The sequence below is a fragment of the Paraburkholderia madseniana genome (assembly GCF_009690905.1).
In the GTDB taxonomy this organism is placed as follows: domain Bacteria; phylum Pseudomonadota; class Gammaproteobacteria; order Burkholderiales; family Burkholderiaceae; genus Paraburkholderia; species Paraburkholderia madseniana.
The window spans coordinates 25759-41372 of record NZ_VOSW01000085.1 but is presented as its reverse complement, the minus strand read 5'-3'; the positions used below and the strand labels follow the sequence as shown (position 1 = coordinate 41372).

General features: G+C 61.6%; 15 protein-coding genes. 5 read left to right on the top strand and 10 right to left on the bottom strand.

The genetic code is table 11. From position 1 onward, the window contains the following. The 4 genes from FSO04_RS33700 to FSO04_RS33685 all read right to left on the bottom strand — a co-directional run. Window positions 1-430 (bottom strand): branched-chain amino acid ABC transporter permease (locus FSO04_RS33700; RefSeq protein ID WP_166618304.1); only part of this gene is annotated, 430 nt, incomplete at its 3' end. A 230-nt stretch (window positions 431-660) separates the two neighbouring features. Further along, entirely contained in the window at window positions 661-1860 is a 1200-nt protein-coding gene (locus FSO04_RS33695) for a branched-chain amino acid ABC transporter substrate-binding protein (RefSeq protein ID WP_154565880.1), read from the bottom strand. Window positions 1861-2402: 542 nt separating this feature from the next. Next, the gene (gene ispH / locus FSO04_RS33690) at window positions 2403-3362 is read right to left on the bottom strand and encodes a 4-hydroxy-3-methylbut-2-enyl diphosphate reductase (protein ID WP_154565879.1); all 960 of its coding nucleotides are present in this window, start codon (window positions 3360-3362) and stop codon (window positions 2403-2405) included. 2 nt (window positions 3363-3364) lie between these two features. Next, window positions 3365-3820, bottom strand: coding sequence for an FKBP-type peptidyl-prolyl cis-trans isomerase (locus FSO04_RS33685; RefSeq protein ID WP_042321518.1), 456 nt, complete (start codon window positions 3818-3820; stop codon window positions 3365-3367). 212 nt (window positions 3821-4032) lie between these two features. Here FSO04_RS33685 and radC point away from each other — a divergent pair, with 212 nt between their 5' ends. From radC to nadB, 4 genes are all read left to right on the top strand, one after another. Beyond that, window positions 4033-4920 carry a RadC family protein gene (radC, locus tag FSO04_RS33680; protein ID WP_233465062.1) on the top strand — a complete coding sequence of 296 codons (888 nt, stop codon included), beginning with the start codon at window positions 4033-4035 and terminating at the stop codon, window positions 4918-4920. 241 nt (window positions 4921-5161) lie between these two features. Further along, window positions 5162-5395 (top strand): 50S ribosomal protein L28, encoded by a 234-nt coding sequence (gene rpmB, locus FSO04_RS33675; protein WP_007180631.1) that lies wholly within the window; start codon window positions 5162-5164, stop codon window positions 5393-5395. Window positions 5396-5405: 10 nt separating this feature from the next. Then, window positions 5406-5573 (top strand): 50S ribosomal protein L33, encoded by a 168-nt coding sequence (gene rpmG, locus FSO04_RS33670; RefSeq protein WP_006050116.1) that lies wholly within the window; start codon window positions 5406-5408, stop codon window positions 5571-5573. Window positions 5574-5821: 248 nt separating this feature from the next. Beyond that, window positions 5822-7420, top strand: coding sequence for an L-aspartate oxidase (nadB, locus tag FSO04_RS33665; RefSeq protein WP_154565878.1), 1599 nt, complete (start codon window positions 5822-5824; stop codon window positions 7418-7420). 84 nt (window positions 7421-7504) lie between these two features. On the opposite strand, the gene nadC is transcribed toward nadB, so the two are convergent. From nadC to purN, 6 genes are all read right to left on the bottom strand, one after another. Next, window positions 7505-8416, bottom strand: coding sequence for a carboxylating nicotinate-nucleotide diphosphorylase (nadC, locus tag FSO04_RS33660; RefSeq protein ID WP_154565877.1), 912 nt, complete (start codon window positions 8414-8416; stop codon window positions 7505-7507). Next, entirely contained in the window at window positions 8416-9555 is a 1140-nt protein-coding gene (gene nadA, locus FSO04_RS33655; protein WP_154565876.1) for a quinolinate synthase NadA, read from the bottom strand. The genes nadC and nadA overlap by 1 nt, the downstream gene beginning before the upstream one ends. A gap of 142 nt (window positions 9556-9697) precedes the next feature. After that, window positions 9698-10894: a DesA family fatty acid desaturase gene (locus FSO04_RS33650; protein WP_154565875.1), complete on the bottom strand. Its 1197-nt coding sequence runs from the start codon at window positions 10892-10894 to the stop codon at window positions 9698-9700. A 203-nt stretch (window positions 10895-11097) separates the two neighbouring features. After that, the gene (locus FSO04_RS33645) at window positions 11098-12453 is read right to left on the bottom strand and encodes a mechanosensitive ion channel family protein (protein WP_154565874.1); all 1356 of its coding nucleotides are present in this window, start codon (window positions 12451-12453) and stop codon (window positions 11098-11100) included. A 79-nt stretch (window positions 12454-12532) separates the two neighbouring features. Next, on the bottom strand, window positions 12533-13792 hold the full coding sequence (locus tag FSO04_RS33640; protein ID WP_154565873.1) for an RsmB/NOP family class I SAM-dependent RNA methyltransferase: 1260 nt from the start codon (window positions 13790-13792) through the stop codon (window positions 12533-12535). Next, window positions 13789-14442, bottom strand: a complete 654-nt coding sequence (purN, locus tag FSO04_RS33635; RefSeq protein ID WP_154565872.1) for a phosphoribosylglycinamide formyltransferase — start codon at window positions 14440-14442, stop codon at window positions 13789-13791. The genes FSO04_RS33640 and purN overlap by 4 nt, the downstream gene beginning before the upstream one ends. 118 nt (window positions 14443-14560) lie before the next feature. Here purN and FSO04_RS33630 point away from each other — a divergent pair, with 118 nt between their 5' ends. Further along, complete coding sequence (locus FSO04_RS33630; protein ID WP_168435941.1) at window positions 14561-15556, top strand: bifunctional riboflavin kinase/FAD synthetase; 996 nt, start codon at window positions 14561-14563, stop codon at window positions 15554-15556. The last annotated feature ends 58 nt before the right edge of the window (window positions 15557-15614 follow it).

Here is a 15614-nt window from a genome sequence, read left to right as displayed (position 1 = left end):
CCTTGATCACGTTGATCGGGTCAGTAGGCAACAGCTGCGGGAACGGCAGCGGGTTGCGCGACCAGATCATCATCGCGAGGGTTTGCAGCAGGATCGACACGCCGATCGCGGTGATCAGCGGGGCGAGACGCGGTGCTTTACGCAACGGCCGGTAGGCCACGCGCTCGATCGTGTAGCCGACCAGCGAGCAAACCACTGCCGCGATGATCAACGCGATGATGAGCGTCGGCACATTGCCGAGGCCGGGGAAATGGTTCTGAAGCACACCTACGGCTGAGAGCGCAACCATCGCGCCCACCATCAACACATCGCCGTGCGCGAAGTTGATGATGCCCAGGATGCCGTAAACCATCGTATAGCCCAGTGCGATGATGGCGTAAACGCTGCCAAGCACCAGCCCGTTGAGGACCTGCTGGATGAAGATATCCATTTAATGCTCCTTAGCCCGTGCGACTGGATTCGCGTTCTTCATCAGCCGGTGGGCGGTGATGCGGTACGCCAATCTCAACGGCACTGCGGGTACTGATGTAAAAGACCGGTAAGGGTTATCCGCTATCCGGTTCGTCTTACGACTGGGATGCAGTCGGGGACGAACCGATGGCGGATGCAAAAACGGCACCGTTGGGTGGTTTCGGTGCCGTCAGGCTGTACGTCCCGTCATCACATCTTCACGACGTCGAGAACCGCTTTCTTGCCGTCCTTGAAGTCGTAAAGCGTAATGGCGCCCTCTTTCAAATCACCCTTGTCGTCGAACGCGATGTGGCCGATTACCCCGTTGTAATCGGTGGACGGCATCGCAGCCAGCACCTTGGGCGCCTCGATCGAATTAGCGCGCTTCATTGCATCGACAATCACGTACACAGCGTCATACGTGAACGGTGCGTAAATCTGCACCGGCGTGTGGAAGCGGTCCACGTACTTCTTTTCGAAGTCCGCTCCCTTGTCCATTTTCGAAAGCGCGAGTCCCGCCTCCGAACAGACCAGGTTTTGCACGGCGGTTCCCGCCAGCTCACCCACCTTGTCGGTACACACACCGTCGCCGCCAAGGATTTTTGCCCTGATACCGAGCGCCGCCGCCTGTTTGGTAAACGGCCCGCCCGTTGCGTCCATGCCGCCGAACATGATCACGTCCGGCTGAACACTCTTGATCTTTCTAAGGACGGCCTGAAACTCCGTAGCCCTGTCATTCGTAGCTTCACGCGCGACGATCTTCGCCCCGCTCGCCTGTACTGTCTTCGCGAACTCGTCGGCCAGTCCCTTGCCGTATACGGTCGAGTCGTCGACGATCGCGATGCGTTTCGCGCCGAGCACTTTCGTCGCGTAGTTGGCAAGCGCCGGGCCCTGCTGGGCATCGGTCGCGACCACCCGATAAGTCGTCTTGAAACCTTGCTGCGTGTACCCCGGATTTGTCGACGACGGTGAGATCTGCACGATCCCGGCATCGCTATAGATCTTCGACGCGGGAATCGAGACGCCTGAATTCAGGTGGCCGACCACGGCGACAACATGATCGTCGACAAATTTTTCAGCGACCGCCGTACCCGTTTTCGGGTCCGCGCCATCATCTTGTGCGTCGAGTTCCAACTGGATCTTGTGACCGTCGATGGTCAAGCCTTGCTTATTGATTTCCTCGACCGCCAGACGCGCGCCGTTTTCATTGTCCCTGCCAAGATGCGCAATACCCCCCGTTAGTGGGGCCGCATGACCGATTTTCACAACAGTCGTTTCACTCGCCGGTGCCGCTGCCGCCGTGGCAGCCGATGCACCTGCTCCCGCCTCGCTATCCTGCTTCTTGCCGCACGCGGTCAACATCGCAACCGCGGTCACGATGGACACGGCGTAAGCAAACTTGACTCGCATTAAGTAGGTCTCCTGCGCCTTGCAAAATCTATTGTTCGGGACCCGGAGGCCTTGAGAACGCGCGCATTGTAACTCCAATTATGCGACGGGCAATATTGTTGAAACGGTGGGGTTTTCCTGCATTGCAACCTTATTTTGAGAGAGGAATTCCGCAAAAGGCGCAACCGGGTTGCGACTGTTTTTCGTGCATCAGTTGCACCATCGCTGCGCCCAATGGCATCAAGTGTTGCAGCGATCTGGCCCGATCCCTGATTGCACCGTGGTTCGCGTTAAGTATTACGTTTCCATTGATATCAGGACGCGCGCACTATTTTAGTGCGCCAAAAATCGGGGCAACGCGTTTGATACGATTTAAACGGGGCCACATCATCGAAAAATTGATTAAAAGCCAAATCACAATTCAAAGGAATTTGTGTGGGAGGACACTTAAAACGGCTCGATACACTGATCTGGCACTTTATTTTCTGCGGGCTCACGATTTTGCGGGCGTAAAAAAAGCGCGCCCTCGGGCGCGCTTTCCTTTCAGAAACGTCGGCTGATTGTCAGGCAGGCAGACCCAGCCCGCGCGGCAACGGAAACGCGATGTTTTCCTCGATGCCTTCGAGCGCACGCACGTTGCGCACGCCGAGCTCACGCAACCGGCCGATCACCGCTTGCGCCAGCGCTTCCGGCGCCGAGGCGCCCGCCGTCACGCCGATCCGGCGCTTGCCTTCAACCCACACCGGATCGATCTGGTCCGGCGAGTCCACCATATAAGAAGGCACGCCAAGCTTTTCGGCCAGCTCGCGCAACCGGTTCGAATTCGAACTATTCGGGCTGCCAACCACGATCACGACGTCGCATTGCGGCGCCATGAACTTGACCGCGTCCTGGCGGTTTTGCGTGGCGTAGCAGATGTCCTGCTTCTTCGGCTCGCGGATCGCGGGATATTTCGCCTTCAGGGCGCCGATGATCTCGGCTGCGTCGTCGACCGACAGGGTGGTTTGCGTCACGAACGCGATCCGCTCGGGATCGGCCAACTGCAAGGCCAGCACGTCTTTGATGTCTTCCACCAGATGCATGCCTTCGCCCGCCTGCCCCATCGTGCCCTCGACTTCAGGGTGGCCCTTGTGGCCGATCATCACGATGTCGAAGCCGTCCTGGCGCATCTTCGCGACTTCGATATGCACCTTTGTCACGAGCGGACAGGTGGCGTCGTACACCCGCAGGCCACGCGACTCGGCCTCCGAACGCACCGCTTTCGACACGCCATGCGCGCTGAAGATGACCGTATTGCCAGCCGGCACTTCTTCCAGTTGCTCAATGAAGATTGCGCCCTTCTTGCGCAAATCCTCGACGACATAGGCGTTATGGACGATTTCGTGGCGCACGTAAATCGGCGAGCCGTGCAGCTTGATGGCCCGCTCTACGATTTCAATGGCCCGATCGACGCCGGCACAGAACCCACGCGGCTGCGCCAGCAGGATCTCGGTTTCGGCAAGAGTCGTATCCGTGATGCTCATGTTTACAGAATCCCGATGATTTTCACTTCAAACGCCAGCGCCTGGCCGGCAAGCGGATGGTTGAAATCGAACAACGCCGACGTCTCGCCAACTTCCTTGAGGACGCCCGCGTAGCGGCCGCCACCCGGCGCGTTGAATTCGACCAGGTCACCCGGCGAAAAATCCTCGCCGATCATGCTGTTTTCGCGCAGCGTGGCCAGCGAAACCCGCTGGATCAGCTCCGGATTGCGCGGACCGAACGCCTGACCCGGCGTTAGCTGAAAGGTCGAATGGTGGCCCACCTTCAAACCCAGCAAAATATCTTCCAGCGGCGGCGCCAGTTGACCCGCGCCGAGCAACAGCGTGGCCGGCTTGTCGGTAAACGTATTGATGACTTCGGCGCCATCGGCAAGGGAAAGCCGGTAATGAAGCGTGACGTGTGAACCGGGCTTCACTTCGGAAATGTCGATGATGCTCATGCAATGCTCGCTCAGTCGAAGCGCGCTGCACGCGTGCGCCGCGGGCGCAGTTGGCGCCGCAGTTGACGCGCGTGGCAAACCCTCGGGGTGCCGTGCGCAAAGCGTCTATTGTAAGCCACATAGCGGGCGGCGGCTTGGCTCCGTCGCGCGCATCGCGGCTCGGCCGCGCACCGCGCGCCGCCACAAACCCCAACTGGAGGATGCATATCTATATGGCCGACTATGCCTGCACGATAGACGAAGCCGCACTTGAAACGGCCTTGCCGGAGCCCATCGCGCCCGTCGTCGCGCCCGCCATCGCCGCACCCGCTGCACCCGCCCCGGCGTCGCCACGCGCTGGCGCCACAACGGGTCATACCGCGGCCGCAGCCGGCGTCAGCTCCGCGGACGCCACCGCGAACGGCGGCGCCCACCCTGCCCGCTCGCTTGTACGCGGCAAATGGCACAAAAACGACATGCCGCGCGAGCGGCTGATCGAGGAAGGGCCGGGCGTCCTGTCCGACACCGAAATGATCGTACTGGTGCTTGGCGCAGGATTGCCCGGCCACGACGTGTTCGACGTGGCGCGCACACTGCTCGACCGCTTCGGCTCGCTACGCGCCATGCTCGACGCAACTTACTCGGACTTCGACGGCTTGCGCGGCATCGGGCCGGCGAAAAAGGCCCAGTTGATTGCCATCATGGAAATGGCGCGGCGTTCGCTGGTCGATAAAATGCGTGACCGCTCGCTGATGAACTCGCCCGAAGCCGTGCAAGACTATCTGCGCCTGCGCATCGGCGGAAGTCCCCACGAAGTCTTCGTGTCGCACTTTCTCGACGCCCGCCACCGGCTGATCCGCTGCGAGGAGAGCGCCCGGGGCACGCTCACGCGCATGGCCGTCTATCCGCGCGAAATCGTGCGGCGGGCGTTGAGCCTGAATGCGGCCAGCCTGATCGTCGCGCATAATCACCCTTCCGGCGCCGTCCAGCCGAGCGCGAGCGACTGCCGGCTGACGCATACACTGCGCGAAGCCCTTGCGCTGATCGACGTCCAATTGATCGATCATCTGGTGATCGGCGCGGATCGCACATACTCCTTTGCCCGCGCCGGCTGGCCGTGACACGGTGCGAACCAGGGTCGCGGCAACGTCGTGCCGAGTTCGGCATCGCAAATAAGGTTTGATTTTGCGGCTTTTTTTCTGCTAGAATTCCGGTTTGCCTATTTCCAACCCCCTGTTCCGAAGCCACCAAGGCGTTCCGGAAAGGAAACGTGCCTCGAGTTTCAATAAACTCTCAGCGCGGCTCTTTTCGGGAAACTTTCACGGCGTTCGAACTCAGAATTAGCGTATTAGGAGTGCTCTCATGGCACGCGTATGCCAAGTAACTGGGAAAGCGCCGATGAGCGGCAACAACGTTTCCCACGCGAACAACAAAACCAAGCGCCGGTTCCTGCCGAACCTGCAAAACCGCCGTATTTGGGTGGAAAGCGAAAACCGTTGGGTGCGTCTGCGCGTTTCGAACGCCGGCCTGCGCCTGATCGACAAGAACGGTATCGACGCTGTGCTCGCAGATCTGCGCGCACGCGGTGAAGCCTAAGGAGTAAATCATGGCGAAAGGCGCACGCGACAAGATCAAGTTGGAATCGACCGCAGGCACGGGTCACTTCTATACGACGACGAAGAACAAACGCAACATGCCGGAAAAGATGCTGATCAAGAAATTTGATCCGGTCGTCCGTAAGCACGTTGACTACAAGGAAACCAAGATTAAATAAATCTTGGCTCCTGCCTGACGAAGGCAAAAAGATTTGCAAAAAAGCCTCGCATTCGTGCGGGGCTTTTTTGTTTTCAACGTCCCAATATCGCGCTGATTAGCTGCCCTTTAGCTGTCCTTTCGCTGCCAGGACAGTCTTATCCCGTTCGGCTAGCTTTCCCTCATTCGTCGCGACGCGTATCCTTTCTCGTTTTAGCGGCATGCACACAGCATGGCGTCACGGCAAAACGAAAGACGGAGATGCAGGCGATGGAATTCGATGTAGCGATTGTCGGTAGCGGTCTGGCGGGCTTGAGCGTCGCGCTCAACCTCGCGGAGACCCGGCGGGTTGCGGTGGTCGCCAAGCGATCGATGACCGAAGGCGCGAGCGATTGGGCGCAAGGCGGGATCGCCGCCGTTCTGGATTCGGCAGACAGCGTCGAAAACCACGTGCGCGACACGCTGATCGCCGGTGGCGGCCTGTGCGACGAGACGGCGACGCGTTTTATCGTCGAGCATGGGCGCGCTGCGATCGAATGGCTAATCGAGCAAGGCGTGCCGTTCACCAAAGACGACGCCGCCGAACTCGGCTTTCATCTGACACGCGAAGGCGGCCACAGCCATCGCCGGATCATTCATGCTGCGGATGCAACGGGCCATGCAGTGGTCACCACGCTCAGCGAACGTGTACGCCGCCATCCGAACATCACCCTGCTCGAGGACCACTACGCGATCGACCTGATCACGTCCGACCGTCTGGGTCTGCCGGGGCGTCGCTGCCACGGTTTGTATGCACTCGATCTGCAAAGCGGCCGCACCGTCACAATCGAAGCGCCGCATACCGTGCTCGCCACCGGCGGCGCCGGCAAGGTCTATCTGTACACCACCAACCCCGACACCGCGACCGGCGACGGCATCGCAATGGCCTGGCGCGCCGGCTGCCGCGTGTCGAACATGGAATTCATCCAGTTCCATCCCACCTGCCTGTTCCATCCTTATGCGAAGTCGTTCCTGATCTCAGAGGCCGTGCGCGGCGAGGGCGGCATTTTGAAGCTGCCGGATGGCACGCGCTTCATGCCGAACCACGACGAACGCGCCGAACTCGCGCCGCGCGACATCGTCGCGCGTGCGATCGACTTCGAGATCAAGAAACGCGGCATCGATTGCGTCTATCTCGACATCAGCCATCAGCCGCCCGAATTCCTGCGCGAGCACTTCCCGACGATTCTGGCCCGCTGCCTGGAATTCGGCATCGACATCACCAAAGAGCCGATTCCGGTTGTGCCCGCCGCGCACTACACGTGCGGCGGTGTCGTGACTGACCTGGCCGGCAGGACTGATCTCGCGGGCCTCTATGCGGTCGGTGAAACGTCATGCACAGGCCTGCACGGTGCGAACCGGCTTGCCAGCAATTCCTTGCTCGAGTGTCTCGTGATCGGACGCTCCGCCGCGCAAGCCATCGAGGAAGAAGGCTTCAGCGCCGCCGTCCACGCGCCGCTGCCTGACTGGGACGAAAGCCGTGTGTCCGATCCGGACGAAGAAGTGGTGGTCGCGCACAACTGGGATGAACTGCGCCGTTTGATGTGGAACTACGTCGGCATCGTGCGGACGGACAAGCGGCTCGCCCGGGCCAAGCATCGGCTTGCCTTGCTTCGTGACGAGATTCACGAGTATTACGCGAACTTCAAGGTGAGCCGCGATTTGCTTGAATTGCGCAATCTGGTCGACGTAGCGTCGTTGATTGTCGAAGGTGCTCGCTCACGGCGTGAAAGCCGTGGCTTGCATTTCAGCCGTGATTGGCCGGCCACGTTGCCTAAAGCGCTGCCGACGGTGCTGTCGCCGGAGCATGTGCGTAACCGCAACGTGTGATTTCTGAAGCTGAAGTGAAAAAGCCATCGCCGGTTTCCCAGCGATGGCTTTTTCATTGATTGCGAACGCTTAAGCGTGCGCGGCTCAGACGATTCGCATCGAGTAATCCGTTGCACGCACATCTTTGGTCAGCGCACCGATCGACACGCGGTCGACACCCGTTTCCGCGATGGTACGCACCGTCTCGAAGTTCACACCGCCAGACACCTCCAGCACCGCCCGCCCTGCCGTGATACGCACTGCTTCACGCATCGCGTCGAACGAAAAGTTGTCCAGCAGAATGGATTGGGCGCGATGCGCCAACGCGGTTTCCAACTGCGCCAGCGTTTCGACTTCGATCTGGATCGGCACGCCCGCATTCAGCGCGAGCGCCGCATCCATTGCGGCATCGACGCCGCCCGCCGCGGCGATGTGGTTTTCCTTGATAAGAATGCCGTCGTACAAAGCGAGCCGCTGATTCGCCCCGCCGCCCACGCGCACCGCGTATTTCTGTGCGAGCCGCAAGCCCGGCAAGGTCTTACGTGTATCGAGAATGCGCGTTTGGGTGTGGGCAATTGCGTCGACATAGCGGCGCGTTGCGCTCGCCACGCCCGACAGCAGTTGCAGGAAATTCAACGCATTGCGTTCAGCAGTCAACAGCGCACGGACAGGGCCACGCAGCTCGCAGATCGGCATATCCGCCGTCATCCGATCGCCCTCGCGATAACGCCACTGCACATCGATACGCGGATCGACCTGGCGCATCACCGCGTTGAACCAGAGCACGCCGCACAGCACGGCATCTTCGCGCACGATGATGCGCGCATCACGCACGTCGTCTGCAGGGACAAGGCGGCCGGTCTGATCGCCTGCGCCAACATCTTCGGCCAGCGCGTCGGCGACGTTGCGCGCCAGCGCAGCATCGAATGCAGCGCCATACTGCGCATGAATCTCCGCGAACAGCGGCGACACCGCCTCGACCTGATTGCGCTCAACTGCCCCTTCAACCGCCCCCATTACGCCGCTCCCACGTTCGAATACAGTTGCGCGTCGCGTGCGAGATCGCCGCTGGCTTGCACGCGTTTCTTGTGACGCGCCGCGAAGTCGAGCATCCGGTCGATCGGCAGACGCGCCCGTTCGCCGATCGCTCGATCGACGAAGATTTCGTTGTGGCCGCGTTCGAGCACCTCGGCCAGATTGGCGAGGCCGTTCATCGCCATCCACGGGCAATGCGCGCAACTCTTGCAGGTCGCGCTGTTGCCGGCCGTCGGCGCTGCGATCAACGTCTTGCCCGGCGCGGCGAGCTGCATCTTGTGCAGAATGCCGAGATCGGTCGCCACGATGAAATGCGTCGCGTCAAGTTTTTGCGCGGCGTCGATCAACTGCGTGGTCGAGCCGACCACGTCCGCTTGCGCGACCACGTTAGCCGGCGACTCCGGATGCACCAAAACTTTCGCGTCCGGATACTCGGCGCGCAGCAGATCGAGTTCAATGCCCTTGAATTCGTCGTGCACGAGACACGAGCCCTGCCACAGCAGCATGTCCGCGCCCGTCTTGCTCTGGATATAGCTACCGAGATGCCGATCTGGCGCCCAGATGATCTTTTCGCCGCGTGCGTGCAGATCGGCAACGATTTCCAGCCCGATCGACGACGTCACCATCCAGTCCGCCCGAGCCTTGACGGCCGCACTGGTGTTCGCGTACACGACCACCGTGCGATCCGGGTGCGCGTCGCAGAACGCCGAGAATTCATCGACCGGACAGCCGAGGTCGAGCGAACAGGTCGCGTCGAGATCCGGCATCAGAATGCGCTTGTCCGGACTCAGGATTTTCGCGGTCTCACCCATGAAGCGCACGCCCGCCACCACCAGCGTTTGCGCCTCGTGATCGCGGCCGAAGCGCGCCATTTCCAGTGAGTCGGCCACGCAACCGCCGGTTTCGTCGGCGAGTTCCTGCAGTTCCGCGTCGACGTAGTAGTGCGCAACGAGCACGGCTTTCTCGCGCTTAAGCAATGCGCGGATGCGTTCCTTCAACTCCACCTTCTGTTCCGCCGACGGCACGTCGGGCACCTTCGCCCAGGCCTGCCCGATCCCGCAGGTCGTGCCCTGCGCCTGTGGCCGGTCGTATTCGACGGTCCTGATCGTCTGCTGATCCATGATCTCCTCTGCCTTCGCTCTGCCGCCGCGGACTGTCAATCGCGTGTCGTTGAAATTGCCGCGGCCCAAAAAGCAAAACCCCGCCAACGCGGGGTTTTGTGACGTAACGAAATTTTAATAGATTTCGCGCTCAGGCATACGATCAGGCATAACGGCGCAGGCGCATCGCAAAGTCTTGCAGTGCTTTGATACCGCTCTGTTCCGCCCGATGACACCAGTCTTGCAACTGAATCAGCAGTTGATCACGCGACGCATTCGAGCGCTCCCACATCGCCGCCAGTTCATTGCGCATGTCGATGTAGGTCTTGAGCTTCTGGCTGTTCGCGAAGATCTGCGGCAACTGGCGCTTCTGCGGTTCATCGAGACCCGCTTCTTCCTTGTGGAACCAGCTACGCGCACCGCGCATCACCTGATACTTCTCGCGCGCGCCCACTTCCTTCAGATGCGCCAGTTCCTGGCGATATGCGCGCTTGAGCGCCTTGCCGTAACGCGCCATCACTTCGTAGCGGTTTGCCAGCACGGCTTGCAACGTGTCCTGATCGAGCACCAGCTTGCCAGTGGTCAGACGCGGCGTAGGCGCGATCTTCTTCACCTTGGCCAGACGGAACGCCGACATGATGCGGATGTACATCCAGCCGATGTCGAACTCGTACCACTTGTTCGACAGCTTGGCCGACGTCGCATACGTGTGGTGGTTGTTATGCAGCTCTTCACCGCCAATGATGATGCCCCACGGGAAGATGTTGGTGCTGGCATCCGACGAGTTGAAGTTGCGGTAGCCCCACCAGTGCGCGAGGCCGTTCACCACGCCTGCTGCCCAGAACGGGATCCACACCATCTGCACGGCCCAGATCGTCAGGCCGACGACGCCGAACAGCGCGACGTTCAGCACCATCATTAGGCTCACGCCGAGGATCGGGTACTTGGTGTAGACGTTGCGTTCCATCCAGTCATTCGGCGTGCCGTGACTGAACTTGCGCATCGTTTCTTCATTCTTGGCTTCGGAACGGTACAGTTCCGCGCCTTCGAGCAGCACCTTCCAGATGCCGCGCGTTTGCGGGCTGTGCGGATCTTCTTCGGTCTCGCACTTGGCGTGGTGCTTACGGTGAATCGCGGCCCATTGGCCGGTCAGCATACCGGTGGTCATCCACAACCAGAAACGGAAAAAATGACTGACGATCGGATGCAGCTCCAGCGCACGGTGCGCCTGGCAGCGATGCAGATAGACCGTTACGCCAATGATCGTGATGTGCGTCGCGACCAGCGTGTACAGCACAAGTTGCCACCACGAGAAGTGCAGCAAACCGTGAGCAAGGAAATCGAGCAAGGAATTCAACAAGGCAATTTACCTGTGGAACAAGAGACGCCAGACACACGCGAAATGCGCGTGTCAAGAAAGTGAAAGCATACAGCGGGATTGGACGATATTCTACTTGAAGCGTTCCAAGTGTTTGTAACAAATAGGGATTTTTTGTGCGGTATCAACCAGATGGAACGCGCCGGCGGTCTTTTTTGGACCCGCCGGCGGGTTCGAAGTGCCCGTCAGTGGGCGCTGTCGGCCTGATTGGCCACGGGAGCAGTCATTGTTACCGCTTGCGGCATGGCGTCGCTGACGTTGCCGACGATTCGCACTTCGCGTTGCGAGAAAGGAATTGCGATGTCGTGTTCGGAGAACAGACGCCAGATGTTGCGATTGACGGCCGAGCGCACGCCTGACGTGCCTGTTGCCGCGTCTTCGATCCAGAAACCCAGTTCGAGGTTGATGCCGTCGGGGCCGAAACCAACCAGATAAGGCGTAGGCGCCGGTTCCTGCAGCACCCGCGCGACGCCCTGTGCGGCCTCGGCGAGCAACGCCATCGCCTGCTCGACGTCGGTGGAGTAGGCGACCTGCACGGCCGCCTTGGCGTAGCCGCGCGTCAAATAGGACGACTGGTTCTGCACCACGTCCGTAATCAGCTTTTCGTTCGGAATCAGCGTTTCGATGCCGTCGAGGCCGCGCACCACCGTATAACGCGTGCGGATCTGCGTGACCATGCCCTGCAAGCCGCTGACATTGATGGTGTCGCCGATGCGCAGCGAGCGGTCGATCAGGATGATGAAGCCCGAGACGTAGTTGCTGGCGATCTTCTGCAAGCCGAACCCGAGCCCGACACCCAGCGCGCCGCCGAACACGCCCAGCACCGTGATGTCGATTCCAACCAGCGACAGGCTGATCAACACCGCCGCCAGCACGAACGCAGCACGCCCGACTCGCGCCACCACCACCTTGAGGTTGGCGTCGAGCGTCTTGGAGCGCATCAGACGGTCTTCGAACGTGGCGCCGAGCCACATCGCAACGATCATCGTCACGCACACCCACAGAAGCCCCGTGGTAAGCGAAAGCAGCGTCATGTGCGCATTCGCGACCCGGAAGCGCACACTGCCCATCCAGGTGATCACGTCGTCCTGGATGCCCATCACGGTGAGCACCATGCCGATCCAGACGACCAGCGAAACGATTTTCTCGACGAGGAACAGCCACGGATGGTTCGAGCCGTCCTGACTGAAAACCCGCCGCGCGAAGAAAAACACGATGTAAATCAGACCGATACCGAACAGCGGCACCAGCGCCAGATCGAGCAGCGCGGTGTGCATGAACGGGCCGGTGATCGCCTGCGCAAGCCACACGAACGCCGCACCAATCAGCGGAAAGAACGCGCGGTTCAGGCTTTCCGCGCCGAAACGCAAGGTCTGGTAACGCGTCTGGCGCCGCAGATCGAGGGTGCGGCGCAACAGGCGCGCGAGCAGCCAGGCAATGCCGAGCGTCACGAGCAGGACGCCGACCTGCCACAGCATCACCGGCTGGCCGAAGTCGCGCGCGAGGTCGCCGAACATATGAGGGAAAATGCGGTTTTGCATGATGTCGCCGAAATCGCCGGAGCAGCGGGGTTCAGTTCAGAAAAGAAACCCGTTTGCGCCGGCAGACAGCCGGTTGCGTTTAGCTCTGGCGTTCCAGCACGGCTGCGAAGAAGCCGTCGGTAGCGTGGCGGTGCGGCCACAGCGACAGGTAATCGCCCATTTCCAGGTCGATGCGCTGCTCGGCGAGCACGTCGCGCGCCGGCACCAATGCGAAGTCCGGATGGTCGGCGAGGAACTGCTGCACGACGGCTTCGTTTTCCGCTTCCAGAATCGAGCAGGTTGCGTAGACGAGACGGCCGCCCTTCTTCACCAGACGCGAGGCACTGGCCAGAATCGACGCCTGCTTCGGCGCCAGTTCGGCGACCGATTCCGGCGACTGGCGCCACTTCAGGTCCGGGTTACGACGCAGCGTACCGAGGCCGCTGCACGGCGCGTCGACCAGCACGCGGTCGATCTTGCCGGCCAGACGCTTGATCTTGGCGTCGTGTTCACTGTCGATCAGCACCGGATTCACGTTCGACAGCCCGCTGCGCGCGAGGCGCGGCTTGAGCTTGGCCAAACGCCGCTCGGAGACGTCGAAGGCGTACAGACGCCCGGTGGAACGCATCGCCGCGCCCAGTGCGAGCGTCTTGCCGCCGGCGCCCGCGCAGAAGTCCACGATCATTTCGCCGCGCTTGGGGGCGACCAGCGAACACAGTAACTGGCTGCCCTCGTCCTGAACTTCGACCCAGCCGTGCTGGAACGCGTCGAGCTTGGTCAACGGCGGCTTACCGACCACCCGCACGCCGAACGGTGCGAAAGGCGTCGCACCACCTTCGATGCCGGCCTTCGACAGCGCGTTCAGCACGTCGTCGCGGCTTGCCTTGATCGGGTTCGCGCGCAGGTCCAGCGGCGCCGGATAATTCAGCGCGGCGGCCAGTTGCGCAAGTTCCGCAGGTTCGAAGCGCTTCGCGAGCGCCTGATAGATCCAGTCGGGCAGATTCAGGCGAATCCGCAGCGGCAGGCTTTCAGGGTCGATCTTCGCGACGTGTTCGAGCCAGTGCGATTCGGTGTCCGACAAGAACGGCTTGAGGGCCGTGCGGCCGGCCGTTTGCATCAGTCCCAGCAAGGCCATGCGGCGCGCCGGGCTGCCCGCGCCGCCTTCGGCCAGATGGGCGAATTCCATCCGGCGGCGCAGCACGGCGAAGACCGCCTCGGCGATCACGCCGCGCTCGCCGTGCCCGAGCTTCGGATGCGCGCGGAAAAAGCGGCTCGTCGTGGCGTCGGCCGGACCGTTCAGCTTCAGGACTTCAGCCAGCAAAGTCTCGGTTTGTCCAATCAAAAAACCATGTAATCTCATGCGCCCTCTCCGGCGGTGTGACCGGCAAAGAGCCATTGCGGCTCCGGCGGCGTAAGCGTGACACGCAAGCCATCGAGAGCAAGACGCCCTTCGACGAACCAGCGCACCGCGCGTGGATAGATAATGTGTTCAGTTGCCAGCACGCGTTCGGCGAGCGTGGCGGGGGTGTCGCCGGCCTCAACGGGGACGGCCGCCTGCGCGACGATCGGCCCGTGATCCAGCTGCGACGTGACAAAATGCACCGACGCGCCATGCAGCCGCACGCCGGCGTCAAGTGCCTGTTGATGGGTTTTCAGGCCCGGAAAGCTTGGCAGCAGCGACGGATGCACGTTCAGCATGCGCCCGGCGTAATGGTCGACGAAACTGGCCGTGAGCACCCGCATGAAGCCGGCGAGCACGACGAGATCAGGTGCGAAGCTGTCGATTTCTTGCGCCAGCGCGGCGTCGAAGCTGTCGCGATCGGGAAACTGGCGGTGGTCGACCACCGCCGTGGCAATGCCGTGCGACGCAGCGAACGCAAGGCCCGCGGCGTCAGGACGGTTGGCAATCACAGCGGCGACTTGCGCCGCCCAGCCTTCGTCCGCGCAGGCGCGAATGATAGCTTCCATGTTGCTTCCCCGTCCGGAAATCAGGATGACGAGTTTTTTCATCCGCGGATTTTATCATTCGGGGGACACTGAAACGGCGACGCGCCGCCGTCTCGTGCGCTGAGCGTTTATAATCGTTTGTTTTGCGGCATCTCGGCCGCCCTACCTCAAACCCGCTATCGTGAGAGTCTTCCGCGGTCTTCCCAATGCCGAAAGCCGTGCGCCCTGCGCACTGACCATCGGCAACTTCGACGGTGTCCACCGCGGCCATCAGGCTTTGCTCGCCCACGTCCGGGCCGCCGCCGATGCACGCGGCCTGCCCGTCTGCGTGATGACCTTCGAGCCGCACCCGCGCGAGTTCTTCAACCCCGCTGGCGCGCCGCCGCGAATCGCCATGCTGCGCGACAAGCTTGAAGCGCTGCGCACCAACGGCGTCGACCGGGTCGTGGTCGAGCATTTCAATCACACCTTCGCGAGCCAGTCGCCGGATACGTTTGTCGAACGGATCATCGTCAACGGGCTGCATGCTCGCTGGGTGATGATCGGCGACGACTTCCGCTATGGCGCCAAGCGCGCGGGCGATTTCGCCTCGCTAAAGGCCGCGGGTCAACAGCACGGTTTCGAAGTCGAGCAGATGGCAACGGTGGCCGATCCGTCCGGCGCGCGCATTTCCAGCTCGGGCGTGCGCACGGCGCTGGTAGCGGGCGATCTCGATTCGGCGCGTGCCGCGCTGGGCCGCGATTACCTGATCAGCGGCCACGTCGTGCATGGCATGAAGCTCGGCCGCGACCTCGGTTTCCCCACGCTCAATCTGCCGATCGCGCACAAGCGCCCGGCACTGGCCGGCATTTTCGTGGTGCGCGTGCATGGCGTGGCGGACGAGCCGTTGCCGGGCGTCGCCAGCCTCGGCCTGCGCCCCACCGTCGACGATTCCGGCCGCGTGCTGCTCGAAGTACACCTGCTCGACTGGCACGGCGATGCGTATGGCAAACTCGTGCGCGTCGAATTCCTGAAAAAGCTGCGTGACGAGGAAAAGTACGTCGACCTCGAAACGCTGACCGCCGCCATCGCGCGCGACGTCGCCAATGCGCGCGCGTGGTTCGCGGCCGTCGGCGCCGGCACGCCGGGCAGCCGTTCCACCGGTTTCGCCACCTCGGCCACCGACCGAATTAGATAGCCGCCGCGGTACATGCGAGCGCGCTGAAGCGCTGCATGTACCCACTGCTGCGCGCATC